Raw genomic sequence first — 25,001 nt, 5'->3', positions numbered from 1 at the left:
CACATAATTTTAGCAAACAACTGAGATAGCGATTGATTATCAGTTGGAAAAATAATAGAACCATTAGGATTGAAACATGAAAATTCAAAGTTACGTTGCTGGACAATGGTGTAGTGGAGATGGACGAGAAGACACATTGGTTAATTCGGTGAATGATGAATTCATTGGCAATGTTGTTTCGTTAACCAGTGGATTTGATCAGTTTTTAAATTATGGGCGAGAAGTTGCTGGTCCTCAACTCCGTCAATTAACCATTCATGAGCGTGCTGAAAAAATAAAATTACTGGCAAAATATTTGCTTGATCGTAAAGAGGAATTTTACCGAATATCTTATATGACTGGTGCGACTCGAGCAGATTCGTGGGTGGATATTGAAGGTGGAATTGTGACCATGTTCAGTTATTCAGGGATTGCGCGTCGAGAATTAAATAATGATACTTTTATTGTAGAAGGGGCTACTGAACAATTATCAAAAGAAGGTACATTTGTCGGTCAGCATATTTTAACTTCTAAAGAAGGCGTTAGTGTACATATTAACGCATTCAACTTTCCGGTTTGGGGAATGTTAGAAAAAATTACCCCAAGTTTAATTGCTGGTGTACCGGTAATTGTTAAACCGGGTACCGTCACTTGCTATTTGACCGAAGCCGTTGTTAAAGCCATTGTTGAGTCTGAAATCTTGCCCGAAGGCTCCGTTCAGTTAATTTGTGGCAGCGTTGGCGATTTACTTGATCATTTAACCGAGCAAGATGTCGTAACATTTACGGGTTCAGCCGCTACAGGACAAAAGCTAAAAGCACACCCAAACATTATTGCTAAAAGTATTCCATTTACAATGGAAGCTGATTCGCTTAATTGTAGTATTCTTGCGCCCGATGTGACGCCCGACGATGTTGAATTTGATTTATATATTAAAGAAGTCGCGCGTGAAATGACGGTTAAGGCCGGACAAAAATGTACTGCGATTAGACGCGCTATAATTCCTGTGACATTAACCGATGCTGTCAGCGAAGCATTGATTAAACGATTAAAAGGCACGGTAATTGGTGATCCGCAAAAAGACGGTGTACGCATGGGTGCTTTGGTGGGCAAACACCAACGTGATGATGTGTTGGCTGCGGTTGAGCAACTTAAGCAAGGAAGTGAAATTATTTTAAATGGCCTCGAAAATTTTCAATCAGTTGGTGTTGGAAATAGCAAAGGGGCATTTATGGCGCCCACGTTATTTCACTGCCAAAACCCATTAAATAATTCAATCCCTCACACTATAGAAGCTTTCGGCCCAGTCAGTACTCTAATGGCGTATGATGGAATAGACCAAGCAATTACTTTAGCAAAAATGGGGAGAGGTTCGTTAACTGGTTCCATCTTTACCAAGTCTCAAGAACATGCTCGAGAACTCATTTTAAATACCGCATCACACCACGGCAGAATGCTGGTGATTGATCAGGCTTGTGCCAAAGAGTCGACCGGACATGGTTCGCCTCTAGCGAGTTTGGTACATGGTGGTCCTGGACGTGCGGGTGGCGGCGAAGAACTTGGTGGAGTTAGAGCGATTAAACATTACATGCAACGAAGTGCCATTCAAGGTTCACCAACTTCATTAATGGCAATAACCAATCAATATGTACGCGGTGCAAAAACTACTTCTGATCGTGTTCACCCATTTAGAAAATATTTTGAAGAGTTAGCTATCGGTGAATCATTAACTACTCACCGTCGAACTGTCACCGAGGCGGATATTGTGAATTTTGGCTGTTTGTCAGGCGATCATTTTTACGCTCACTTTGATGAGATTGCAGCTAAAGATTCATTTTTTGAAAAACGAGTTGCACATGGTTATTTTGTGATTTCTGCAGCGGCAGGAATGTTTGTCGATCCAGGTCAAGGACCGGTGATTGCCAATTATGGTATTGATAATTTGCGTTTTGTTGAGCCTGTAGGTATTGGTGATACGATTCAGGTTAAGCTAACAGTTAAACGAAAAATTAAAAAATCAAAAAAACCTGATGATAAATATGTCACGGGTGTTGTTGTTTGGGATGTTGAAGTCATTAATCAAAATAACGAAGCGGTTGCTATTTATGATATTTTGACACTGGTTGAAAGACAAAATGAAGCATAATGATTTAATAAAAAACTGATTATAAATATATGGAATATTTTGGTTCGTTAATAGACTTATTTAAAAATAAAATACAGCCTAATAACGAACCGGTTAATTTGAAAAAACTAGCTTTTGGTCTGGTGATTTGAATGTTGATAACGGGGGCGATCGGTTTGTTGTTGCGCTAAGGGATCGACAATTCGAAGTGTTTTAATTGCACGTTGGGCAAGTTGTATATACTCTTGGGTACCTTGAGCTTTCCAATTAATCTCATCATCAGTTATTTGGCGAACAACTTTGGCAGGAATACCCATAATCATCGAGCGTGGCTCAGCAACAAACTTAGCTCGAACAAATGAACAGGCGGCAACAATGGATTCTTGACCGATGAATGCATCATCCATAACTACAGCATTCATTCCAATAAGAGAATTTTCGCCAATATGACAGCCATGTAATACAGCACAATGTCCAATGTGACTGTAAGGTGCAAGGTGGCAGTCTTTATCAGGAAAGCTATGCATCACACAATTGTCTTGAACATTGGAGTGATGACCGACATAAATACGGCCAAAATCTCCGCGCAGTGATGCGCCAGGGCCAATGTAACAGTTTTCTTCGATAATAACATCGCCAATTATTTCGGCGCTGGGATGAATGAAAGTATTTTGTTTGACAACGGGAATTAAATTGTCAATAGCATAAATTGGCACGAGAATTCTCCAGAATGTTTTAAATTAGTGGATTGATTTATTACTTTAACTTAATCTATTTAATAAATAGTTGATATTAATCGTTTAATGACATGTTTTCATTGTCATTGATAAATTTTTTCACGAGTGAAGCGTTTCACCGATGAAACAGAATAATTAGTGCTGTTGATTATAAATGAGGCATAACTATGTACCAAACCATCATTGTAGAAAAACAAAATGGCGTCTGTAAATTGACCTTAAATCGGCCTGATCGATTAAATAGCTTTAATGTTGAAATGCATCAGGAATTGCAAAATGCGTTAGATAATATTGCAACTGATGGTGAGACGCGCTGCCTTTTAGTGACTGGTGCAGGGCGCGGATTTTGTGCAGGTCAGGATTTAAACGATCGTGCTGTAAGTGCTGACGAGTTTGCTCCCGACTTGGGGCAGTCAGTCGAAAAATTTTACAATCCACTGATTCGTCGCATTGTCAATTTGAAAATGCCGGTTATTTGCGCGCTGAATGGTGTTGCCGCTGGAGCGGGGGCCAGTTTAGTGATGGCATGTGACATTACTATAGCAGCAAAATCAGCTTCCTTTATTCTTTCTTTTGCAAAAATTGGTTTGATTCCAGATTCGGGAAGTTCCTGGCACTTTGCTAGAGCTATTGGACTACCCAGAGCTAAAGCAATGGCTATGTTAGGTGACAAATTAAAAGCTGAACAGGCTCAGCAATGGGGATTGATCTATGGTGTTGAGGAGGATGAAGTTTATTTGGCTGAAGCCGAAAAGCTGGCACAACACCTGGCCACTCAGCCCACTGAAGCACTGGCAAATATCAAGCGATTACTGCATAACACTTTTGATCATACCTTAAATGATCAATTAGAGCAGGAAAGATTATTAATGCAACATTTAGGACGCAGCGAAGACTACCGAGAAGGGGTGGCCGCTTTTATGGAAAAGCGTGAACCGGCTTTTAAAGGTCGCTAAAGCTATTTACTATATAATATTCAACTAAATAAAGAATTTAACATGAGGCATTAATCCGTGAATGATGCTGTACAGAATTTATTAAAAAATGATCCCGCATCAAGGTTATTGGGTATTAAAATTCATTCGGTCGATACAGGACAATGTCAGTTAAAAATGTGGGTCAATGAATCGATGACAAATGGCTATCAGGTTTGTCATGGTGGTTTTATTTTTACTTTTGCAGATACTGCCAGTGCTTTTGCTAGTGCTTCACAAGGTGAAATTGTTCTTTCTGCAAGTAATCAGATTGACTATTTGGCGCCTGCATATCTTAATGATTTTTTGACTGCAAAAGCGCATGTGACCAGCGTGTGTGGCAAAGTGATTTATTGCGATGTTAAGGTGACAAATCAAAGTGAAAAATTACTGGCAGTGATGAATGCTAAATTAGTCAATAAATCATTAGCTGCAAATATAAAAGATAATCTAGAAGGTTTTAAATAATGAATAATGCTTTTATTTGTGACGCCATAAGAACGCCAATAGGTCGTTTCGGTGGGGCTTTATCGGGTATTCGGGCTGACGATTTAGGTGCTATACCTATGCGTGAATTAATGACTCGAAACCCACAAGTTGATTGGCAGATGGTTGATGATGTCTATTATGGTTGTGCTAATCAATCTGGCGAAGATAATCGAAATGTTGCACGAATGAGTTTATTATTAGCAGGATTACCGCAAAGTGTTCCTGGAGTGACCGTTAATCGACTATGTGGTTCAGGAATGGATGCTATTGGCAGCGCAGCCAGAGCCATTGCTTGTGGCGAACAAAGCCTCGCTATTGCTGGCGGTGTCGAACAAATGTCGCGTGCGCCATTTGTTATGCCCAAGGCTGATACCGCATTTTCGCGGCAAGCAGAAATTTTTGATACCACGATGGGATGGCGTTTTATTAACCGCCAAATGAAAATAAATTTTGGCGTTGATTCAATGCCTGAAACTGCTGAGAATGTTGCTGAAAAATTTAATATCAGTCGTGAAGATCAAGATCGCTTTGCATTAAAAACCCAAGAAAAAACACAAGTTGCATTGGCGAATGGAATTTTTGAAAAAGAAATTGTTGCGGTTACCGTTCCTGTCAATCGAAAAGAAACCAGACTTTTTTCTGTTGATGAGCATCCAAGACCCAGTACACTTGAGGGATTAGCGAAATTAGCCACCCCGTTCAGAGAAAATGGCTGTGTTACTGCAGGTAACGCGTCAGGAATTAATGACGGGGCATGCGCATTGCTAATTGCTAATGAAGCACAAATCAAACAGCAACAATTGTTACCCATTGCGCGTATTGTTGGTATGGCCACTAGTGGTGTTGAACCCCGATTAATGGGAATCGGTCCAATTAGTGCAACTTTAAAAGTGCTTAAAAATACCGGACTAACATTATCACAGATGGATATTATTGAGCTGAATGAAGCGTTTGCCGCACAAGCACTAGCGGTATTGCGAGAGTTGAAAATTGCAGATGACGATCCTCGAGTTAATCCAAATGGTGGTGCAATTGCACTTGGTCACCCATTGGGAATGAGTGGCGCTCGGCTGGTAACCACCGCAGCTTATGAGTTACAGCGACGTCAGGGTAAATATGCATTATGCACCATGTGTATTGGCGTTGGACAAGGTATTGCGTTAATTATTGAACGTGCGTAAATGCCAATCAGCTTCAAATATCAAGCTGTTTTAGATATTACTCAATCTAATTTTTATAATAAACATTGTTTAATTAAATCAAAATGATTGAGTGATATTTTTATAGAACTATCGGATAGTTATCACTAATTTATCGTAACTAACTGATCATAAATAGTTTTATATTAAATTCGATTAACAGTCCTGAATAAGTTATCAAATGAGATATCCAGTCAGGTCAAACTATAAATTTATATGATACATAAATTGCATTTGTGCGTATCTATTAGTATCATAAATTAAATTGGTCATTCCGATGACATTTTGAAAATTGGAGAGTAAAACCATGCAAACTGTTGATAATGCTGCGGCTCAGGCCGAGTTTGATCGAAAGATTGAACAGGAGCAAAAAATTGAACCGACCGATTGGATGCCAGAAGATTATCGTCAGAATTTAATTCGGCAAATGTCGCAACATGCCCATTCTGAAGTTATTGGTATGCAACCGGAAGGTAACTGGATAACGCGTGCACCAACATTGCGTCGTAAAGCCGTGTTATTAGCTAAAGTGCAAGATGAAGCAGGGCATGGTCTTTATTTGTATAGTGCCACAGAAACATTAGGGATCACTCGCAGCGAAATGATCGAAGCGTTGCAAACTCACCGCGCAAAATATGCTTCTATTTTTAATTACCCTACACTTTCTTGGGCTGACATGGGGGCGATTGGCTGGTTAGTTGATGGCGCAGCAATTGTTAATCAGATTTCGCTGCAGCGAACTTCTTATGGGCCATATGCAAGAGCGATGATTCGTATTTGCAAAGAAGAAAGTTTTCATCAACGTCAAGGCTACGAAATTATGTATGCATTGGCGAAGGGGAGCGAACAACAAAAGCAAATGGCACAAGATGCAATGAATCGTTTTTGGTGGCCATCATTGATGATGTTCGGCCCTCATGATAGTGATTCTGCACATTCGGGCAAATCTATGAAGTGGAAAATTAAGCGTCAGTCTAATGATGAATTGCGACAAAAATTTATTGATCAGACTGTTCCACAAATTGAAGTACTTGGACTTGAAATGCCAGATCCTGAAATTCGGTGGAATGAATCGCGAGGCCATTATGATTCGGGAGAAATTAATTGGGAAGAATTTTACCAGGTTATTAATGGTAGCGGTCCCTGTAATCATCAAAGAATCAAGCATCATAAACGTGCACATGATGACGGTGAGTGGGTGCGTGAAGCCGTCAGAGCTTATCGTGCTAAACAAAATTCACAGACTGCTGAATCAGCAGCCTAGTCAAATTAATAAGAGAGAATTATATGAGTCAGGAACAACTAGCCAGCTATGAAGTTTTTGTTCGTTCTAATCGTGGATTAGATCATAAACATGTCGGCAGTTTACATGCAGAAAGTCCAGAACATGCTTTGATGTATGCACGAGACTGTTATATTCGTCGTTCGGAAGGTGTCAGTATTTGGGTGGTTGAGTCATCTAATATTACCGCTTCACAAGAAGAGGATGTGGAAAATTTTGTTGAGCCAATGAACGATAAAGATTTTCGACATGCGACGCACTATCAATTACCTGATAGTGTCAATAATATGTAAGGGAAGTCACATGAATCAAAATCAACAAGATCTTTATCAGTTTACCGTTGGCTTAGGCGACGATGCTCTTGTATTAAGCCATCGGTTGTCAGAATGGTGTAGTAATGGGCCTTATCTCGAAGAAGATATTGCTTTGTCAAATGTGGCGCTTGATTATCTCGGACGAGCCCGTTTATTTTATCAATATGCTGTTGAAATTGAAGGTGCTAACAAAACCGAAGACGATATAGCCTATTTAAGGGATGAACGTCAGTATACGAATTTATTAATTCATGAACTACCGATTAATGACTTTGCATTTACGATGGTTCGCCAATTTTATGTTGACGTTTTTTACGTCTTTTATCTTGAGGCGCTTACGGCTTCTACCGATGCAAGAGTTGCCGCCATTGCCAGCAAAGCACTTAAAGAAAGTCGCTATCATTTAAAACGAAGTGAGCCGTGGATTATTCAGTTGTCACAAGGAACACAAGAAAGCCGACGCCGAGTATTGGATGCGGTTGAAGAGCTGGAAAACTTTGTTGGTGAATTGTTTGTTATGAGTGAATGGGAACAGCGTTTAGCCACACAAAATATCGCTGTAGATCGACAACAAGTTAAGTCTTCATGGGATGAATATGTGCAACGGATATTTAAGCAATCTGATATCACTATTAATCCAAGCGTTTTGCAGATTCGTGGTGGAAGAGAAGGTGTGCATACAGAGCATTTAGGACATTTATTGTGCGAACTGCAATATGTACAGCGAGCTTACCCCGGACTTAACTGGTAGTCATTTAGGTCGCTGTAAAAATATTAATTGATTCAACTATTTTGGACTATTGCTATTTAGTGAGTGTAATTGATTATGGCTAACATTTCATCAAAGGTAATTCCTACGCTTGCTCCAATATTTGCACAGCGATTACAGCATCGACGTAATTCAACGTATCCAGAAATCTGGACATTGCTCGATGAAGTTTATGATCCAGAGTTACCAGGATTAACTATCTGGGATCTGGGGGTCTTACAAGATGTAAAAAAAATTGAAGACTGTTGGCATATTTCTATTACGCCAACTTATAGTGGTTGTCCAGCTGTTGAGGCAATGAGTGATGATATTGCTGCACAATTAGGCAACGCTGGTTATTCACCAGTAAAAGTTGACGTTGTACTGGCGCCTGCCTGGACTACAGACATGATGTCACCTCAAGGTCGAGCACATTTAAAACATATACAAATAGCACCACCAGATAAACAAGACAAAGTTGAGTGTCCTCGCTGTGACAGTTCGCAAACAATGCTGGTTAGTCAATTCGGTTCGACCGCATGCAAAGCACTTTATCAGTGTCATAGTTGCCACGAGTATTTTGACTATTTTAAGCACTTTTAATTGACTGATTAGTCCTGGCTAATCGATTTAATCGCTTTTATCTGAATAATTAAAAAATACGGATTCCTGATATTAATTAACAGATGAATTTATAAAGGTTCTAACCTATGAATACAGAATTTCATTCTTTAGTAATTAAGGCTGTTGAGCCACTAACCAAAGATTCAGTTGCCATAACATTTGATGTGCCACCTGAATTAGCAGATACTTTTTATTATATTCAAGGCCAGCATTTAACATTAAAAACAACAATTGATGGGCAGGATATTCGACGTTCATACTCGATTTGTCAAAGTGCGCAAGCTCAACGTTTGCAGGTGGCTGTTAAACGAATTGAGCAGGGCATATTTTCTAATTTTGCCAATGAACAGCTTAAGCCGGGTATGGCATTAGATGTGATGCCACCACAAGGGCACTTTTATACTGAAGTCGATGCCAAGCAAGAGAAACATTACTTGTTTATTGCTGTTGGTAGTGGGATTACGCCTATTCTTTCACAAATTCAAACCCTGTTAAATGCTGAACCTTTGTCTCAGGTTACTTTGATTTATGGCAATAAATCGACGCCGCACATGATGTTTCGTGAAAAGCTTAGTTTTATTAAAAATCATGATATGCAACGTTTTCAATGGATCAATTTGTTCACCCAGGAAGAAAATGAAGCAGAGCTGTTTAATGGGCGTTTATCTAGTGAAAAACTTAGCGCACTAAGCCATGCAAAGTTAATCGATTTATCTTCTATCGATGATGTGTTTTTGTGTGGACCAGAAGAAATGATTAATGAAGTCGTGGCTTATTTAAAACAACAGCAAAATTTTACTGAAGACAATATTCACTATGAGTTGTTTTTCGCCGGAGCGGCATTGAATAAAGCACGTCAGAATCAACAAGCACGCGCCGAAAAGTTTGGTGGTAAGGTTGCAAAAGTTTCAGTTAAAGTTGCAGGTAGAAAGACGACATTAGCATTGGCCGCCGATGGCAAAAATATTCTTGATGCTGCCATGGAAAATGGTGCTGACTTGCCATTTTCATGTAAAGGTGGTGTGTGCGCAACTTGTAAAGCGAAAGTTATTAAGGGCGAGGTTGAAATGGATATGAACCATTCGCTGACCGAGCAAGAGGTTGCAGAAGGTATGATATTAACTTGTCAGGCACATCCGGTTTCTGATGAGGTTGAAGTCGACTTTGATTTTTCTTAATGCTATTTTAAGGGAAATTTATTAGCCCATAATTAAAGTAGTTTCAATTGAGTGATATAAAAAAATTTATTAGCGAGCGAGCATTGCGTGCCGGTATTAGTTGCAAGTCACATATTGTGACGGTGTTTGGCGATGTTGTGTCACCGCATGGCGGCTGGATTTGGTTAGGCAGTTTAATTGAATCCCTGCAACCGCTGGGGTTTTCCGAACGACTGATTCGTACCTCGGTATATCGTTTGGTTCAAGATGACTGGTTGCAGGTGAATAAGGTCGGACGCAGGAGTTTTTACGCATTTACGTCAACTGCAAACAGACATTACACCAAAGCCGCTCGCAGAATATACAGTTTACAGCACAATGGGGAAGATTCCGGCTGGCTAATTGTTATGCCAAGTTTTGTGCCAGAAGATAAATTGGTCAGTCTAAAACGTCAATTGCAATGGCTGGGATTTAGCCCGTTAACCAGTGGCGCCTATGCACACCCTTCAATTGATGCAGACTCATTAAAGGAAACCATTCAAGAGTTAGATATCAGTGATGCTGTTATTATTTTTTCGAGTCATACCTTTGATAGTGACTCCCAAGATGTACTGCGCAAACTGGTATTTGAAAAATGGCAAGTTGATCAATTGCAGCACAGTTATCAAACATTCATTGATTGTTATCAACCAATTTATGAAGTGTTAAATAAACAGCATAAATTAACCGATCAACAGGGATTTTTATTAAGAAGTTTATTAATTCATGAGTATCGCCGTATTTTATTGCGTGACCACGAATTACCCAAAAATTTGTTACCCGAAAACTGGGCTGGCAATATTGCAGCCAACCTGGTGGGTGATTTTTATTGCTTATTGACGCGATCATCTAGTCGATATATTGGTAATCACTTGTACAATGAAGCCGGCTTGTTACCTACTGCCAGCGATGATTATAAAAAACGTTTTCGATAAGGCCATGAAGGCTAAAGACCAAATGACATGACAAATGGTAAGTTCGACCAAATGCATCAAGCAACTATTGCAAAGCGTTAATCATCAATTGACTAGATTTTGCGTTAATTAATTAACAAAAATTCGCGAGAAAACTAATGCTCAAAAATAACAACCCATTTGTGTCATATAAAATTGAACACAATATTGGACTGATCACCATTGATTATCCGCCGGTCAATGCGCTGTCACAACAAGTACGACAGGGTATTACTCAAGGGATTGAATGCTTTCAAAATGAACCTGCTGTTCAAGCAATTATCATTCAGTGTGCACAGAAAACCTTTATTGCCGGCGCTGATATTAAAGAATTCGGCCAACCTCCAACTGAGCCTTTTTTACCTGATGTAGTCAACCAAATCGAAAATTGTAATAAACCAGTAGTTGCTGCATTGTTTGGTACTTCACTTGGTGGTGGATTCGAGGTGGCGTTAGCTTGTCACTATCGAGTCGCATTAGCTAATGCAAAAGTTGGGCTGCCAGAAGTGAATTTGGGCTTAATTCCAGGTGCTGGTGGGACACAGCGCTTGCCTCGTATTGTCGGGGGGGCTAAAGCTTTACAAATGATTACCGAGGGTAAACATCATGCGGTGACTTCATTGGCTGAGAGTGGATTGATTGACGCAATATTTCCACTTGAAAGCGATTTGTGTGATCAAACTATTGATTTTGTTAAACAAAAATTAGGTGAGCGCCAGTTACCAGTCAAACGGTCGGGAGAGCGCCCAATAATTAATGATGTTGACTGGGTTGATGCACTTCAAAAAATCAAGCGAAAAGCCCGAGGTAAAGAAGCGCCCGTGGTGGCTGTTGAAGTATTACAACAAACATGTGATAAATCGCTGACTGATGGAATGAAAATTGAACGTGACGCTTTTCTAAAACTTCGAGACTCTGCGCAGTCGGCAGCACTGCGCTATGCTTTTTCTGCAGAAAAGGCCGCAGCTAAAGTAAACTTTAATAGCGATCCTCTGCCAGTTGAAATTGTTGGGGTGATTGGTGGTGGAACGATGGGCGCTGGTATTGCTACCGCATTTTTGCTCAGTGGATTTAATGTTATTTTAATTGAGCGTGATGATTGTGCATTGGCAGCAGGAACTGACAAAATTATAAAAAACCTGCAAACAGCAGAGCAACGCGGCATCATTAAACAGCATCAATATGAGGCTGGTTTAAAACGCCTGTCTACCGCCTTGGATTATCAACCTTTGCGGCAGTGTGATTTAGTTATTGAAGCCGTCTTTGAAGATATTCAAGTTAAGAAAGAGATTTTTGCTCAATTAGGTCAAATTTGTCAGCCAAACTGTGTGTTGGCAACGAATACCTCATATTTAAATATCGACGAAATTGCCTTGGCGACTGGCCGCCCTGAACAGGTTATTGGTATGCACTTTTTCAGCCCAGCCAATATTATGAAACTGTTAGAAGTTGTGCGCGCAGCTAAATCGTCAGAGCAAGCGTTAGCAACAGCAATGATGGTTGCTAAAAAACTAGGCAAAATTGCGGTACTGGTTGGTGTTTGCTTTGGTTTTGCCGGAAACCGGATGTATACCCGCTACGGTCGTGAGATTCAACAAATGCTCTTGGAAGGCGCGAGCATTGAACAGATTGACAAAGCTATGACTAACTGGGGGATGGCAATGGGACCACTTGCAGTACAAGATTTGTCTGGTATTGATATTGGCCATAATGCACGAAGTGCGCAGCCATTTCCTGAGCATGATCCTGGATATTTCCGTGCGGCGGCAGTTATGGTAGAAAATGGGCGTCTTGGTCGCAAAACAGGTGCTGGCTTTTATCATTACGATGAAAGTGGCAAAGCCGTTAGTGATTCGAAGGCCAGTGAATTGATTGCGCAAAAGGCACAACAACTAGCAATTGAGCAACGTTCATTTACCGACGACGATATTGTTGAACGAGCGATTTTGGCATTGATCAGTGAGGGACTCTCCTTATACGAAGAGGGTATTGTCAGACAATTATCAGATATTGATGTTATCTGGTTACATGGGTACGGGTTTCCGAGACATAAAGGTGGACCCATGTTTTATGCACGTCAACTCGGTGTAGAAAAGGTTACTCAGTTACTTGTTAAACAACAATCTATCGCAGGTAAACAAATTTGGCCTGATCTGAAAATGGGGAGTTTAAGTTAACGTCATTTAGGGGTAATATTTAACGTCATTAGGCCGTTGATTAAAATTAATACCGAGGTTAGCCGTTTTGACTGAAGATAAGACCCCAGAAAATGTTCAATATGATGAGCCGTTTGACAAAATTCAGGGAATAGACAACATTAAGGAAAATAGTGATCGACAGCCAGCGGGCAAAGTAGACTATACTATTGATTTACAAAGCTTTTTGCCTTATCGAATGTATCGGTTAGCTGCACAGATGTCACAAGCAGGAAATAAACTTTCCAGTCTGTTAGCGGAAACGGGTGTTCCCATAGGTGAACGAGAATGGCGAGTCATTTCGGTGTTAGGTTCTTATGGTGGTTTAACGAATGGTCATGTGGCTGATGCATTAAAAACGGATGCAGCCACCGTTACCAGAGCCGTTAAGGTATTGAAAAAACTAAATTTTGTTGATACCCGTTTTTCTAAACGCGACAGAAGAAAGCAGCTGATTTATCTGACTCCCGAAGGTGCTGCATTTCATGATTTAATCACTCCTAAACGAATTGAAACTGGCGAGTTAATTGAATCTTGTTTCTCGTATTCCGAAAAAGAACAATTACATCATTTATTAAATAAACTCGATCGTCATTTGCATCATCTGGAAAATGAACAGGAAGATGAATGGGAATAGCGCTAAGATTTAACCTCACTTATATTACCTGATTTAAGCAAACACCATTATGAATGGTGTTTTGTAGTTAAAAACTTTGTGACTATGAATGAAATGTGTAAAATGCTCTGCTTAAAGCAATGGTCAGATGGTCAATTGTTCGAATCTTTGGTTAGCTGCAATTAACCTGTTAGCAATTCCTTCTTTGAACCAAGGCATTGATATAATAAAGGTGATAAATGATCAAATTATATGGGTATTGGCGATCAACCGCCGCTTATCGTGTACGTATAGTGCTCAATTTAAAGCAGGTTTCTTATACTCAGGAAAGTGTACACTTGGTTAAAGATGGTGGAGAACAGCATAAACCGGAATATCAGGCGTTGAATCCACAGCAATTGGTTCCCACGCTAATTGACGAAAATATTACCATCGGTCAGTCAATTGCAATCATTGAATATCTTGAAGAGAAATATTGTCTGCCTCAGTTATTACCGACTGAACCTGCCAAACGTGCACTCACTCGTCAATTATGTCAACTGGTTGCATGCGATGTTCACCCCTTAAATAATTTGCGAGTGCTACAGTATTTATCTGGTGAACTAAAGACTTCTGATGAACAAAAAATTCAATGGTACCACCATTGGATTCGTGAGGGATTCAAAGCTTATGAGGCTTTATTGGAAAAATATCAGATTCAGGGAAATTATTCGCTTGGCGACGAACTAACATTGGCTGATGCTTGTCTTATACCTCAAATATACAATGCGAATCGTTTTAATTTTCCTATGGAAGAATTTCCAAAATTATCTGCCATTAATGATAATTGCTTAAAATTAGAGCGATTTCAAAATGCTGTACCGGAAAATCAACCCGATGCAGTCATTTAAAATTAGAAACTTAACAGAGAAGTAGATCTTTATTGTGATAAATTTGAAGCAAAGCGTACTAGCCAGCACTCTGGCTATATCCAGTTTCGGCCTGGGTGCCGTTGAATCTTATACGGTTATTGATTTAGGTAAAATCGAAGATAAACCATTTTTTGTTTATGATATTAATGATGCTGATGAAATTGTAGGTTATTCATACTCCGCTAATAACATTCCTTTTCACGGTGTTGCTGTCAAAGATGGTATGGCTACTGATTTACCTGCCATTGTCAATGAAACTACCGATTTAAGCGCCTATTTTAAATTAAACAATAATGGCGTTTCGGTAGGATTTTCATCAGAAACAATTATTCGTTCTGATCAGTCGGTCAATATAGATAGAGCAATTTACACTGACATTATTAACCCCGAATTGAAACTTGTACCACCTTTAGATGAAGAAACACCATTAAATATGCGTGCTTTATCGATAAATGATGGCGCTTTTATTGTTGGTGTTGCTGATTATAATGCTCCTGACGATGAGTATATTTCAGGTGGAGACGCGACTAAATCTGCTAAGCGCGGTTTTGTTTACGATTCTGTAAATGATATCTTAACCCGTTTGGAACCGCTAAATTATAACCAGTATTATGTTAGTGCGGCATTGGTTGACATAAATAATAATGGTCTTGCAATTGGCTGGTCTGAGCAATATAAAGATAGCTTCAATACACTTCGAGGCTACTATGTAAATGTTAACACGCCTACCGAATTGATCGAAATACCTGCATCTGCTGAGGATCGTTCTAACCGTGCTATGGCAATTAATCAGCAAGGAATCATTGCAGGAATGAGAAATGTTGATCGTTCCTTTTATTTTACTGGTTATTTATTTGATACGAACACAGAAACATTGACAGATATTCCAAACTTAAAGGAAGATTATTTTCCACAAAGCGTTGCGGCAATTACTACTCCCTATGATATTAATAGTGAAAATCAGGTTGTCGGTATTTCGCTTATCGAAATTGCTCCAGTTCAATATCATGCTTTTATTTATGAAAATGGTGAAACTAAAGATTTAAATACTCTAATCGATTGTAAAGCTGATCCTGATGCTGAGCAGATCGGTCAACCCGACTGGGTTTTACAAGAAGCAAGAGCAATTAACAATAATGGTGTGATAGTTGGTAACGGCTTTTTAAATGGTCAGAAGCGTGCTTTTAAGTTAGTGCCTCGGCATGGTGTTGCCCCCAAGCCTTGTCAGGACTTAGTGATTAAGGAAGATAGTGGTTCAGGGAGTTTTTCTTGGGGCGGGTTATTGGTTTTGATGACTCTGGCAGGATTGCGTCGCCGACAGTCTAAAGTATAATTTAGCGTTTATAAGAGCAAAGAAATTCTTTCGTTTTAACAATAAAGCCATGCAATGCATGGCTTTATTGTTTTTAGAACTGGCTATTTACCTTACAAAATCCACTATTTATGCGGGATATTTTACATATTAGGATAATTCGGACCGCCAGCACCTTCTGGAGTTACCCAGTTTATATTCTGACTCGGATCTTTGATATCACAGGTTTTACAATGTACACAGTTTTGTGAATTAATCTGTAGGCGAGGGTTGTTGCCTTCATCATCATAAATCACCTCATACACGCCCGCTGGACAGTAACGCTGTGCGGGCTCATCAAATTCGGGCAGATTAACCTGAATCGGGATGTTATTGTCCTTTAATTGTAGATGTACTGGCTGGTTTTCTTCGTGGTTAGTATTTGAGATAAAAACTGAGCTGAGTTTGTCAAAAGATAACACGCCGTCAGGTTTGGGATAGTGAATTTTAGGGCAATCCGTAGCTTTTTTTAGCTGAGCATGATCGGGTTTGGGATCGCTCAAAGTCCAAGGTAGATTACCATTAAATAAATTAATATCAATAAAGGCATAAGCTGAACCAATAATATTGCCCCACTTATGCTGCGCGGGCCCAAAATTGCGTTGAACATGAAGTTCTTTCCATGCCCAAGAAGCGTTATAAGCAGGCATAAATTTTTCAAGTTTATCGGCAGAACGCCCAGCAGAAATTGCTTCGATGATAGTTTCTGCAGCAATCATACCTGATTTCATGGCAGTATGAGATCCTTTGATTTTGGCGAAGTTTAATGTCCCTGCGTCATCACCAATCAATAAACCGCCAGGAAAAACCATTTCAGGTTGAGATTGTAAGCCACCTTTTGTAATTGCTCTTGCACCGTAAGAAATTCTTTCGCCACCTTTAAGATATTGACTGATTACTGGATGATGTTTATAACGTTGAAATTCATCAAACGGAGAAACATGCGGGTTTGAGTAAGATAAATCAGTAATTAACCCCACAGCGACCTGGTTATCTTCTAAATGATATAAAAACGAACCCCCCGCGGTGCCGCTTTCATTGAGTGGCCAGCCCGCGGTATGAACAACTTTGCCCGGTACATGTTGCTCTGCTGGAATTTTCCATAATTCTTTTATACCGATCCCGTAGTGCTGTGGTTCTTTACCATCATCCAGTGAAAATTTTTCAATGAGCTGTTTACCCAAGTGTCCGCGGCAACCTTCGGCAAATACGGTGTATTTGGCATGTAACTCCATGCCGGGCATATAGCCATCTTTTTGAGAGCCATCTTCGGCAACGCCCATATCACCAGTTAAAATTCCTTTAACGCTGCCATCTTCATGATATAGGATTTCGCTAGCAGTAAACCCTGGAAATATTTCGACACCCAGTGCTTCAGCCTGTTCTGCCAGCCAGCGGCATAAATTACCTAAGCTAATAATGTAATTACCATCATTATGCATAGTTTTGGGGACAAACAATCCAGGAATTTTTAATCCACTGGTTGCATTGCGTAAAATAAAAATTTCATCTTCGGTGACTTGTGTAGCGAGCGGGGCACCTTTGTCTTTCCAGTCAGGAATAAGTTCGTTAAGTGCTGTTGGTTCAAATACTGCGCCCGACAAGATATGTGCGCCAACTTCGGAGCCTTTTTCGACAATACAAATCATGGTTTCCTGCTCATTTTGCTGAGCCAGTTGTGCTAAACGAATGGCTGTTGCCAAGCCCGCAGGTCCTGCACCTACAATAACAACGTCGAACTCCATAGATTCTCGTTCCACAAATCTTTCCCCCGTTTCGAAAATGATAATTCAAATCTGCACTGATGTGTCATTGTGCCAGCGAAAACGTGCCGGAATCGGCATAATCAGACGTTACGTGGCTTTTATCACAAGATGCAATTATTAGGCACAAAATCGAGTAAATTCAGTCAGTTTAAACTCGCTTAAGGCCCTGAAAAGTGGGCTATTATACCTTATTTTGGTTGACGTTAAACGCGTAAAGCGGCAAGATCGGTGGATTCGTCTATTCTATGCAAAATTTAGAAATTTCAACTTATCAAGGATATTGAATTATTGAGTGCAAAAAAACAATGCAAAAGTTTGAATTTGGGCTCAAAAATCAACCAACCAAACTAAGGTATTTGTATGAAAATTTTGGTCACCGTTAAACGGGTTGTGGATTACAACGTTAAAGTTCGTGTAAAAGATGATAATTCCGGTGTGGAAACTGCAAACATTAAAATGTCGATGAACCCTTTTTGCGAAATCGCTGTCGAAGAGGCTGTGCGACTCAAAGAAAAAGGCGTTGCCAGCGAAATTGTCGTAGTGTCAATAGGTCCTACACAAGCTCAGGAAACATTACGAACAGCATTAGCATTGGGCGCTGATAAAGCCATACTGGTTAAAACAGATGAACAGGTACAGCCATTGGCTGTTGCCAAAATCCTCAAAGAAATTGTTGCTCAGGAATCGCCTGAAATTGTCATTATGGGTAAACAGTCTATCGATGGTGATAATAATCAGTCGGGTCAAATGCTGGCAGCATTACTCGATTGGCCGCAAGGAACTTTTGCTTCTGAAGTCAATGTTGCTGATGGTAGCGCAATGGTAACACGAGAAATCGATGGAGGATTGGAAACTATTAAAGTAGACCTGCCTGCGGTTATTACTTCTGATTTGCGTCTTAACGAGCCTCGTTTTGCTTCTCTACCCAATATTATGAAAGCCAAACGTAAACCTCTAGAAGAAACTTCACCTGAGGCATTAGGTGTCGATATCACACCACGAATTAGCACGTTAAAAGTTGAAGCGCCCGCACAGCGCCAGGCTGGTATTAAAGTCGAAAGTGTTGCTGAATTAGTTGAAAAATTAAAAACAGAAGCCAAGGTGATTTAAGATGAGTATTTTAATTATTGCAGAACATCATAATGACGGTATTGCAACTTCTGTCTTATCAACGGTTGCCGCAGCAAAACAAATTACTGGTGACATCCATCTGCTAGTTGCTGGTACAAGCTGTCAAACGGCGGCTCAGGCGGCTAGTCAAATTGAAGGGGTTGATAAAGTTTTAGTTGCTGAAAATGCTGAATTTAACAATATTACGGCTGAAACCCTGACCAATATCGTGGTTGCCAATGCGGCAGACTATAGTCATATCCTCGCAGCAGCAACAACTTTTGGAAAAAACTTTTTACCTCGGGTTGGTGCTAAACTTGACGTTCAACCGATTTCAGATATTGTCGGAGTTGAAAGTGCCGACACTTTTAAACGACCAATTTATGCAGGTAATGCTATCGCAACGGTTCAGTCATCAGACGCAGTAAAAGTCATTACGGTAAGAGGTACCGCTTTCGATGCCGTTCAGCCAACCGGTGGTCAAGCTGAAGTGGTTTCGATTGCGGCTGATGGTTTAGTTTCAGATAAGTCAAAATTTGAATCACAGGAGCTTACTACATCAGAGCGTCCCGAATTAACTGCTGCGCGAGTGATTATTTCTGGTGGTCGCGGTATGGCTAGTGGCGATAACTTTGTTATGTTGGAAGAAATTGCTGATAAACTTGGTGCGGCTGTTGGTGCTTCGCGCGCTGCTGTAGATGCGGGCTTTGTACCAAATGATTATCAGGTTGGTCAAACCGGAAAAATTGTTGCGCCTGAACTTTATATTGCTGTAGGTATTTCTGGTGCAATACAGCATTTAGCTGGAATGAAAGACAGCAAAGTAATCGTTGCAATTAATAAAGATGAAGAAGCGCCTATTTTCCAAATTGCAGATTATGGCTTAGTTGCTGATTTGTTCAAAGTGTTACCTGAGTTAAAAGAAGCTTTGTAGTTATTACTGAGGTTACCGCTAAAAATTACTAAAAAAGGTTCCTGGTTGGAACCTTTTTTTTTGGACTCAATGAATAGATGGCATTGAAAGGTAATATTGGTGAGTAATATTGATAGCTACCTTACAAAATCGACAGTCATTTAATGGGCAATGAATTCAGTTTTGTACCAATCTAAGTCGAATAAAAATAAACGCATTATAGTTAATGCTTTATTTAATATTGTACAACGGCACATGCATAATTCTAAAGTTTAATTTTTGTTGATTTAATTAATCAATTAGTTCGAATATATATACAAATGGACTCTCTGATATAAAGCAATTTGAAATGATTATTAAGTCGAATTTGTTCACACTTTCAACCTCCAATAATGCAAATAAAAAAATATTGACTAGGCATAGTGTTAAAATTTTTGCATAGCAGCGAAAATAAGTTTAAAAAAAATAATTTAATAAAAAATAAGCTATCCAGCTTTATGTTGATTCGAAAAATGTATTTTTGAAAATATCTCAGCAAGCCGCAAATTATGGTTTATTCTTAAAGATAAACTCCAACCACATTAAAAAAATAAAGTCGAAAGAAAACAACTTTCTGTGTTTTGTCGTAATCATAAATAATTTTTTTAAATGATGGTTTGTAATCACAATAAAATTGTGGTCAAATTTTTTTGAACCAAAAAACAAAGTAAACAGTATCGTATAATTTAGAAAAAGTAACGTATTACCGCAGCTATCGCTAAATACATTGTTGAAGTTATTGGCGTTGAGTTTATATAAAGTTATTAATAGAGTTTGTTATTAATAGAGTTTGTTGTTAATAGCGATGGGGTAGTGCTCAGGCTTTAAGCTTTTTAGTATGTAAACTTTCAACAAGCACATTGTAAAAAGCTTATTATACTTTGTTCATTAATTAGTTTTTTAAATTGTTTTATTGGCTTAAGATAAAATTTATGTCATTAACCTTTAAGCGAAAGCTTAATAAAAAACTAATTGTACATCTTATGCCTTAAAGGCAAATATGAGAATTTATAGTTAGTGATCGATAGATGAGTATCTGGATTGCTACATAGTATTAATATGTATTACTTCTTGCTTAATGAGCGCGCGAGTATGAAAGTGCATATTGGAAAAAAGAAAATAACAACAGGTAAATTATAATTAGAGTAACAAAAATCAAGTTAAAAAAGTCTGACTAATCAGGAATGATCAGTTTGTAAACTCGCGAATATTTTTAAAGTTCACGATAGCTAACTGTGCTGTGTTTATTAAAGAATATATAAAAAACTAGAGAAAGCTCAGTTATTTTTTTGTGGATTTTTGTTTTTTTATAAAAGGCTTGTCGATTTTGACTCTAATTTATTAATTAAATTATTTATAAATGTATTTATTTTTTTTTGATTAGATTCATCATTTTTGTTTTTAGGGAGTGTCAACTGTTTTGCATAGATTTCTTTGTCTAGCACTTTTGTTTTTTCTAAAAAAGCAAAATTTAAGCAAATCTGAATTGCCATCTTTTTCAATCATGGTATTACCTTTCTCTTTAATGTTTATAATTCATTATGCTGGGGTGCTGATATCTTATTGGGATTATCGGTATTTAAAGTATGTAGGCGTTTGTGGGAGTAAACAGGTTGGCTAATTTGTTTGGCATACACTCTGTTGGTGACTCGTTGGTACAATTTTTACGAGACACCTATCCTGAACCATTACGTTCGGAACATGTTTGCCAATTTCGACTTTTATCCAGCGGAGAACTCGATGCAATTGATGAAATTCCAACAACACTTTCTGTCTATTTATATCGTATAGCCATCGATGAACATACAAGGAATAAGCCACGTTTAAACCGACCCAATGAAGTGCCTCTGCCGCTATCTGTTTCCCTTTATTACTTGATTACGATCTGGAGTGATAGCGCATTAACCGAACAAACAATTGCAGCGTGGGCAATGTCTAAACTCAATCAGTTTCCTATTTTAGATCAGTCAACGCTATCGTCTTCTGGGGGGTGGGAACCGCAAGACCAAATTCATCTTGTCCCTATCGATTTAACAAACGAAGACATGATGCGTATTTGGGATGCTGTCACGCCTGGATATCGATTATCAATTCCTTATGTGGCGAGAGTGGTGCGAATCAACCCTGATGAAGGGCAAGAGAGCAGCCCTGTGGTTGCCAGTCAGTTTCGGTATGGAGTGATTGAAGATGAGCTTTAATGCATTTCAATCGATTAATCGGCGCTGTCTAGGAGCATTGAAATTGATTGACGCTGCAACTGGCGTGGTGTTGCGTTCAGCATTTAAAGTCTCAACCAATCAACTGCAATTATTTCAAAATGCCTCTGCACTTTTTGTAATTCAAAATGCACAAGGATTAGATGCCCATACCAGCGAGTTTGAAGAGGTGCCTTCTGAGCCAGCAATAGAAAGCCTCTCCTTTCAAATACTGATCGAAGATCCACAAAACTACTATTTGCCTCGTTTTGCTTCAATAAAACTACCGCGCAATCCAGTCAATCAACAAGAAAACAGTGTTGGCAAACCAATCGAGATCAATCTGCATAGTGCTGCGAAAGCGCGTTTAAACACAAATTGGAGTGTCATACGTGCAAGCCTCACTCAGCAGGTGAATGAGGAGACTCAACGTCCGTTACAAGGTGCATTATTACGTGTAATCAGGATTGAAGATGAAGTATTGCTGGCAACCGGATTATCAGATTTACGCGGTGAAGCAATTATTATCGTTACAGGTATTCCTGTGACAAATTTTTCTGTTGAGACAAATGAAGAAGATGTTGAGGAAGAAGATGTTGAGGAAGAAGATGTTGAGGAAGAAGATGAACTCGACGATGACAACGATAATGAAAACGAAGATAACAATAGTAATGAACTAGATGAGCAATTTGCGGCGGTAGGTGAAGTAACTAATGTTACCACACCCGTGCGAATTGAAGTGATTGTTGATCCGCAATTACCTTGGCCAGTTGATACCGATCAACTGGAACAAAATGCAGCAGTCTGGATACGTAACAATGATGAACCGACTTTACTTTCTTTAAAAACGGGCCGAACTGAAACGACGACCATCACGGTCTCGGTGACAGATGACGAACCATAAATTTATAGGAGAACTGTTATGCCTGAGTATCTCGCTCCCGGCGTATTTACCGAACAAGTAAGCTTTCGCTCTAAATCAATTGAAGGTGTGAGTACCAGCACAACGGCATTTGTTGGACCTACGCGCAAGGGCCCATTGAGTGGCTCACCAGAAGTGATTACTAATCCTGGAGAGTTTGAACGTATTTATGGCGGGATTGCTGATTTAGATTTTGCAGGTGGAACAACAAACTTTATGGCGCATGCTGTCTATGCCTATTTTAATAATGGTGGTAAACGCCTTTATGTGACAAGGGTTTTTATTCCTCAAGAACTGAGTAATGGTATTGCCGCTGCAAACATAACTGGAGCGGGTACTACACGATTTGTCGCCAGGCATCCGGGGTCTGGATATAACGGTAATGTTACTGTATATGAAAAACGGAAGCTGGTTACCGATGCGACGCGAAATAATGCACCCGATGGATCTTTACTGAGTTTGACTGTAGGTGACGCAGATGCAGTGGCACAACCGGCAAGAAAAACGGGTGGTATCGCACCATTTAATTTAACCGATGGTGCAACGTTAACGCTGGATATTGACGGCAGTGAAGAAACCATTACTTTTAATGCCGTCAATGCTGAAGTCACGGGGGAAGCGGTTGGGGCTCCACCTGATACCACCGGATTGACTTTTACTGTCACCATTAATGGCGCAGAACAAAGTATTGCTTTACCCAATGGCGCAACCCCATTACAAGATATAGTCAATTTACTTAACGCTGAAATTCGCCATGCTTATGTCACTTTAAATGCCAATCAAATTACAGTTGGCACTGATTTGGCTGGGACCGCCGCGAGTATTAGTGTCAATCAAATTGATCAACTGGGTTTTACTGCTGCTGCTAATAAGGAAGATGAGGGTGATGGTAATGTTGCCAATATTGAAAGTGTGACAGTAGGCGAAATCGCGGCAATTTGTACGACCGCTGCACTAGATGTCAGTGTTGCGACAAATGGTGATGGTCACTTACTGATTGCAACACAGGCAACAGGCGAAGATGTAACATTAGGATTTAATAATGCGGCACCCACCAGTGTGATGACAATTCTCGGATTAACCGCTGCGCCCGAGTCTGGATCTGATGGGGCGACACAAACCCTCTATGTAAAAAATGGTAGTACATGGAGTGACACAAATGATAATCCGCTTGCTGAGAATCCCGTTGGTACGCAAGAAATAGTGCTCTTTAATTTGGAAGCGGTTGATGCCGATGGTGTTCGAGCCAGCTATGAAGATTTGGGATTTATTAGTGCACATCCTCGATTTGTTGGCCATGTATTGCGTGAAACACCCACTTCAAAATCAGAAGCACTGGAAAATCTTTATTACTATGATGACAATGCGGCACTCGATGCTTTTACATTACATCAAGAGCTTTTTGCGGCAGCCAATATAAGCCGTTTTACTTTAACTGGTGGAAATGATGGCGTTGAACCGTTAGCCACCAGTGCAGAAGTCGAAGCGAATTCTTATGCCGACGCATTAGATATGTTAGAGACTATCGATGATATTTCAATCGTTGCCGCTCCCGGACATTCCGCGCTTAATCCGACTACCTTTGCAACAGTACAAGGACAATTGGTTGGTCATTGTGAACGATTGAAATACCGCTATGCGGTACTTGATACACCACCCAATCAAACCATTAATGAAGCTCGCGCAGTAAGAGCCGCCGTTGATTCAACTTATGCGGCGCTTTACTACCCTTGGGTAACTGTTGCCAATCCGCTATGGCGGCCCGGACAAGATAATCTGCCCAGAGAAATCAATCTTCCACCATCGGGTTTTATGACGGGTATCTATGCGCGTAACGATATTAATCGAGGTGTCTGGAAATCGCCTGCTAATGAAGTTGTTAGGGGAGCAATACGCTTTGAGCGTGATATTACCAATGGACAACAAGAGGTGTTAAATCCAGAAGGTATCAATTGCTTGCGCTTCTTTTTTGGTAGAGGTTATCGAGTATGGGGAGCACGCAGCGCGACCTCTGATCCCGAATATAAATACGTTAACTTGCAACGTCAGATGATCTATTTGCAACACTCAATTTTTAATAGTACCCAATGGGCGGTTTTTGAACCGAATGGTCCCCGATTATGGGCCAACATTACAGATACGGTGAACAGTTTCTTACGCAACGAATGGCGTAACGGTGCATTATTGGGATCGACGCCTGAACAAGCATTTCAAGTGCGCTGTGGTCGTGAAACCATGACACAGGCAAATCTCGATAATGGCCAGTTAATTTGCGAAGTTGGAGTGGCGTTGTTAAGACCGGCTGAATTTGTAATTTTTAGAATTGGTCAAAAAACGGCTGACGCGCAATAAGCGCACGAATA

General features: G+C 39.8%; 22 protein-coding genes. 19 read left to right on the top strand and 3 right to left on the bottom strand.

Annotated features, from left to right (window positions below):
- Positions 1 to 76: 76 nt before the first annotated feature.
- Positions 77 to 2,125 carry a phenylacetic acid degradation bifunctional protein PaaZ gene (paaZ, locus tag ABVT42_RS03870; protein WP_353873823.1) on the top strand — a complete coding sequence of 683 codons (2,049 nt, stop codon included), beginning with the start codon at positions 77 to 79 and terminating at the stop codon, positions 2,123 to 2,125.
- Positions 2,126 to 2,232: 107 nt separating this feature from the next.
- Here the strand turns inward: paaZ and ABVT42_RS03865 are convergent, their stop codons facing one another.
- A complete protein-coding gene (locus ABVT42_RS03865; RefSeq protein ID WP_353873822.1) occupies positions 2,233 to 2,820 on the bottom strand; it encodes an acyltransferase in 588 nt (195 codons plus the stop codon).
- 188 nt (positions 2,821 to 3,008) lie between these two features.
- Between ABVT42_RS03865 and paaG the strand changes: the two genes are divergently transcribed.
- From paaG to ABVT42_RS03800, 13 genes are all read left to right on the top strand, one after another.
- A complete protein-coding gene (paaG, locus tag ABVT42_RS03860; RefSeq protein ID WP_353873821.1) occupies positions 3,009 to 3,797 on the top strand; it encodes a 2-(1,2-epoxy-1,2-dihydrophenyl)acetyl-CoA isomerase PaaG in 789 nt (262 codons plus the stop codon).
- Positions 3,798 to 3,854: 57 nt separating this feature from the next.
- Positions 3,855 to 4,283: a PaaI family thioesterase gene (locus ABVT42_RS03855; RefSeq protein WP_353873820.1), complete on the top strand. Its 429-nt coding sequence runs from the start codon at positions 3,855 to 3,857 to the stop codon at positions 4,281 to 4,283.
- On the top strand, positions 4,283 to 5,485 hold the full coding sequence (gene pcaF / locus ABVT42_RS03850) for a 3-oxoadipyl-CoA thiolase (protein ID WP_353873819.1): 1,203 nt from the start codon (positions 4,283 to 4,285) through the stop codon (positions 5,483 to 5,485). The genes ABVT42_RS03855 and pcaF overlap by 1 nt, the downstream gene beginning before the upstream one ends.
- Positions 5,486 to 5,810: 325 nt before the next feature.
- Positions 5,811 to 6,767 carry a 1,2-phenylacetyl-CoA epoxidase subunit PaaA gene (gene paaA, locus ABVT42_RS03845; RefSeq protein ID WP_353873818.1) on the top strand — a complete coding sequence of 319 codons (957 nt, stop codon included), beginning with the start codon at positions 5,811 to 5,813 and terminating at the stop codon, positions 6,765 to 6,767.
- Positions 6,768 to 6,790: 23 nt separating this feature from the next.
- Positions 6,791 to 7,078, top strand: coding sequence for a 1,2-phenylacetyl-CoA epoxidase subunit PaaB (gene paaB, locus ABVT42_RS03840; RefSeq protein WP_353873817.1), 288 nt, complete (start codon positions 6,791 to 6,793; stop codon positions 7,076 to 7,078).
- A gap of 10 nt (positions 7,079 to 7,088) precedes the next feature.
- Positions 7,089 to 7,850: a 1,2-phenylacetyl-CoA epoxidase subunit PaaC gene (paaC, locus tag ABVT42_RS03835; RefSeq protein WP_353873816.1), complete on the top strand. Its 762-nt coding sequence runs from the start codon at positions 7,089 to 7,091 to the stop codon at positions 7,848 to 7,850.
- Between the two features lie 75 nt (positions 7,851 to 7,925).
- Positions 7,926 to 8,450 (top strand): 1,2-phenylacetyl-CoA epoxidase subunit PaaD, encoded by a 525-nt coding sequence (gene paaD, locus ABVT42_RS03830; protein WP_353873815.1) that lies wholly within the window; start codon positions 7,926 to 7,928, stop codon positions 8,448 to 8,450.
- 107 nt (positions 8,451 to 8,557) lie between these two features.
- Positions 8,558 to 9,649 (top strand): 1,2-phenylacetyl-CoA epoxidase subunit PaaE, encoded by a 1,092-nt coding sequence (paaE, locus tag ABVT42_RS03825; RefSeq protein ID WP_353873814.1) that lies wholly within the window; start codon positions 8,558 to 8,560, stop codon positions 9,647 to 9,649.
- Positions 9,650 to 9,696: 47 nt separating this feature from the next.
- The gene (locus tag ABVT42_RS03820) at positions 9,697 to 10,602 is read left to right on the top strand and encodes a PaaX family transcriptional regulator (protein WP_353873813.1); all 906 of its coding nucleotides are present in this window, start codon (positions 9,697 to 9,699) and stop codon (positions 10,600 to 10,602) included.
- A gap of 137 nt (positions 10,603 to 10,739) precedes the next feature.
- On the top strand, positions 10,740 to 12,797 hold the full coding sequence (locus tag ABVT42_RS03815) for a 3-hydroxyacyl-CoA dehydrogenase NAD-binding domain-containing protein (RefSeq protein WP_353873812.1): 2,058 nt from the start codon (positions 10,740 to 10,742) through the stop codon (positions 12,795 to 12,797).
- A gap of 67 nt (positions 12,798 to 12,864) precedes the next feature.
- A complete protein-coding gene (locus ABVT42_RS03810; protein WP_353873811.1) occupies positions 12,865 to 13,452 on the top strand; it encodes a MarR family winged helix-turn-helix transcriptional regulator in 588 nt (195 codons plus the stop codon).
- A 218-nt stretch (positions 13,453 to 13,670) separates the two neighbouring features.
- Positions 13,671 to 14,321, top strand: coding sequence for a maleylacetoacetate isomerase (gene maiA, locus ABVT42_RS03805; RefSeq protein ID WP_353873810.1), 651 nt, complete (start codon positions 13,671 to 13,673; stop codon positions 14,319 to 14,321).
- A 34-nt stretch (positions 14,322 to 14,355) separates the two neighbouring features.
- Positions 14,356 to 15,675: a DUF3466 family protein gene (locus tag ABVT42_RS03800; RefSeq protein ID WP_353873809.1), complete on the top strand. Its 1,320-nt coding sequence runs from the start codon at positions 14,356 to 14,358 to the stop codon at positions 15,673 to 15,675.
- Between the two features lie 122 nt (positions 15,676 to 15,797).
- Here the strand turns inward: ABVT42_RS03800 and ABVT42_RS03795 are convergent, their stop codons facing one another.
- A complete protein-coding gene (locus ABVT42_RS03795; RefSeq protein ID WP_353873808.1) occupies positions 15,798 to 17,453 on the bottom strand; it encodes an electron transfer flavoprotein-ubiquinone oxidoreductase in 1,656 nt (551 codons plus the stop codon).
- Positions 17,454 to 17,819: 366 nt separating this feature from the next.
- Between ABVT42_RS03795 and ABVT42_RS03790 the strand changes: the two genes are divergently transcribed.
- A complete protein-coding gene (locus ABVT42_RS03790; protein WP_353873807.1) occupies positions 17,820 to 18,569 on the top strand; it encodes an electron transfer flavoprotein subunit beta/FixA family protein in 750 nt (249 codons plus the stop codon).
- A gap of 1 nt (position 18,570) precedes the next feature.
- Positions 18,571 to 19,503, top strand: coding sequence for an electron transfer flavoprotein subunit alpha/FixB family protein (locus tag ABVT42_RS03785; protein WP_353873805.1), 933 nt, complete (start codon positions 18,571 to 18,573; stop codon positions 19,501 to 19,503).
- A gap of 1,325 nt (positions 19,504 to 20,828) precedes the next feature.
- Here the strand turns inward: ABVT42_RS03785 and ABVT42_RS03780 are convergent.
- A complete protein-coding gene (locus tag ABVT42_RS03780) occupies positions 20,829 to 21,023 on the bottom strand; it encodes a hypothetical protein (RefSeq protein WP_353873804.1) in 195 nt (64 codons plus the stop codon).
- Between the two features lie 111 nt (positions 21,024 to 21,134).
- Between ABVT42_RS03780 and ABVT42_RS03775 the strand changes: the two genes are divergently transcribed.
- From ABVT42_RS03775 to ABVT42_RS03765, 3 genes are read left to right on the top strand one after another with little or no spacing between them, the layout of a single operon-like run.
- Positions 21,135 to 21,719, top strand: a complete 585-nt coding sequence (locus ABVT42_RS03775) for a Pvc16 family protein (RefSeq protein WP_353873803.1) — start codon at positions 21,135 to 21,137, stop codon at positions 21,717 to 21,719.
- Complete coding sequence (locus ABVT42_RS03770) at positions 21,709 to 22,620, top strand: hypothetical protein (protein WP_353873802.1); 912 nt, start codon at positions 21,709 to 21,711, stop codon at positions 22,618 to 22,620. The genes ABVT42_RS03775 and ABVT42_RS03770 overlap by 11 nt, the downstream gene beginning before the upstream one ends.
- 18 nt (positions 22,621 to 22,638) lie before the next feature.
- Positions 22,639 to 24,990 carry a phage tail sheath subtilisin-like domain-containing protein gene (locus tag ABVT42_RS03765; protein ID WP_353873801.1) on the top strand — a complete coding sequence of 784 codons (2,352 nt, stop codon included), beginning with the start codon at positions 22,639 to 22,641 and terminating at the stop codon, positions 24,988 to 24,990.
- Positions 24,991 to 25,001: the final 11 nt, after the last annotated feature.

The organism is Aliikangiella maris (assembly GCF_040719265.1).
In the GTDB taxonomy this organism is placed as follows: domain Bacteria; phylum Pseudomonadota; class Gammaproteobacteria; order Enterobacterales; family Kangiellaceae; genus Aliikangiella; species Aliikangiella maris.
This window is presented reverse-complemented; position numbering and strand designations above follow the sequence as displayed.

What these genes read in the sequence shown, in the direction of transcription:
- paaZ (WP_353873823.1), top strand. Translation starts at nt 77, where the DNA reads ATGAAAATTCAAAGTTACGTTGCTGGACAATGGTGTAGTGGAGATGGA.
- ABVT42_RS03785 (WP_353873805.1), top strand. Translation starts at nt 18,571, where the DNA reads ATGAGTATTTTAATTATTGCAGAACATCATAATGACGGTATTGCAACT.
- paaB (WP_353873817.1), top strand. Translation starts at nt 6,791, where the DNA reads ATGAGTCAGGAACAACTAGCCAGCTATGAAGTTTTTGTTCGTTCTAAT.
- paaG (WP_353873821.1), top strand. Translation starts at nt 3,009, where the DNA reads ATGTACCAAACCATCATTGTAGAAAAACAAAATGGCGTCTGTAAATTG.
- ABVT42_RS03815 (WP_353873812.1), top strand. Translation starts at nt 10,740, where the DNA reads ATGCTCAAAAATAACAACCCATTTGTGTCATATAAAATTGAACACAAT.
- paaA (WP_353873818.1), top strand. Translation starts at nt 5,811, where the DNA reads ATGCAAACTGTTGATAATGCTGCGGCTCAGGCCGAGTTTGATCGAAAG.
- pcaF (WP_353873819.1), top strand. Translation starts at nt 4,283, where the DNA reads ATGAATAATGCTTTTATTTGTGACGCCATAAGAACGCCAATAGGTCGT.
- ABVT42_RS03765 (WP_353873801.1), top strand. Translation starts at nt 22,639, where the DNA reads ATGCCTGAGTATCTCGCTCCCGGCGTATTTACCGAACAAGTAAGCTTT.
- paaC (WP_353873816.1), top strand. Translation starts at nt 7,089, where the DNA reads ATGAATCAAAATCAACAAGATCTTTATCAGTTTACCGTTGGCTTAGGC.
- paaD (WP_353873815.1), top strand. Translation starts at nt 7,926, where the DNA reads ATGGCTAACATTTCATCAAAGGTAATTCCTACGCTTGCTCCAATATTT.
- ABVT42_RS03770 (WP_353873802.1), top strand. Translation starts at nt 21,709, where the DNA reads ATGAGCTTTAATGCATTTCAATCGATTAATCGGCGCTGTCTAGGAGCA.
- maiA (WP_353873810.1), top strand. Translation starts at nt 13,671, where the DNA reads ATGATCAAATTATATGGGTATTGGCGATCAACCGCCGCTTATCGTGTA.
- paaE (WP_353873814.1), top strand. Translation starts at nt 8,558, where the DNA reads ATGAATACAGAATTTCATTCTTTAGTAATTAAGGCTGTTGAGCCACTA.
- ABVT42_RS03790 (WP_353873807.1), top strand. Translation starts at nt 17,820, where the DNA reads ATGAAAATTTTGGTCACCGTTAAACGGGTTGTGGATTACAACGTTAAA.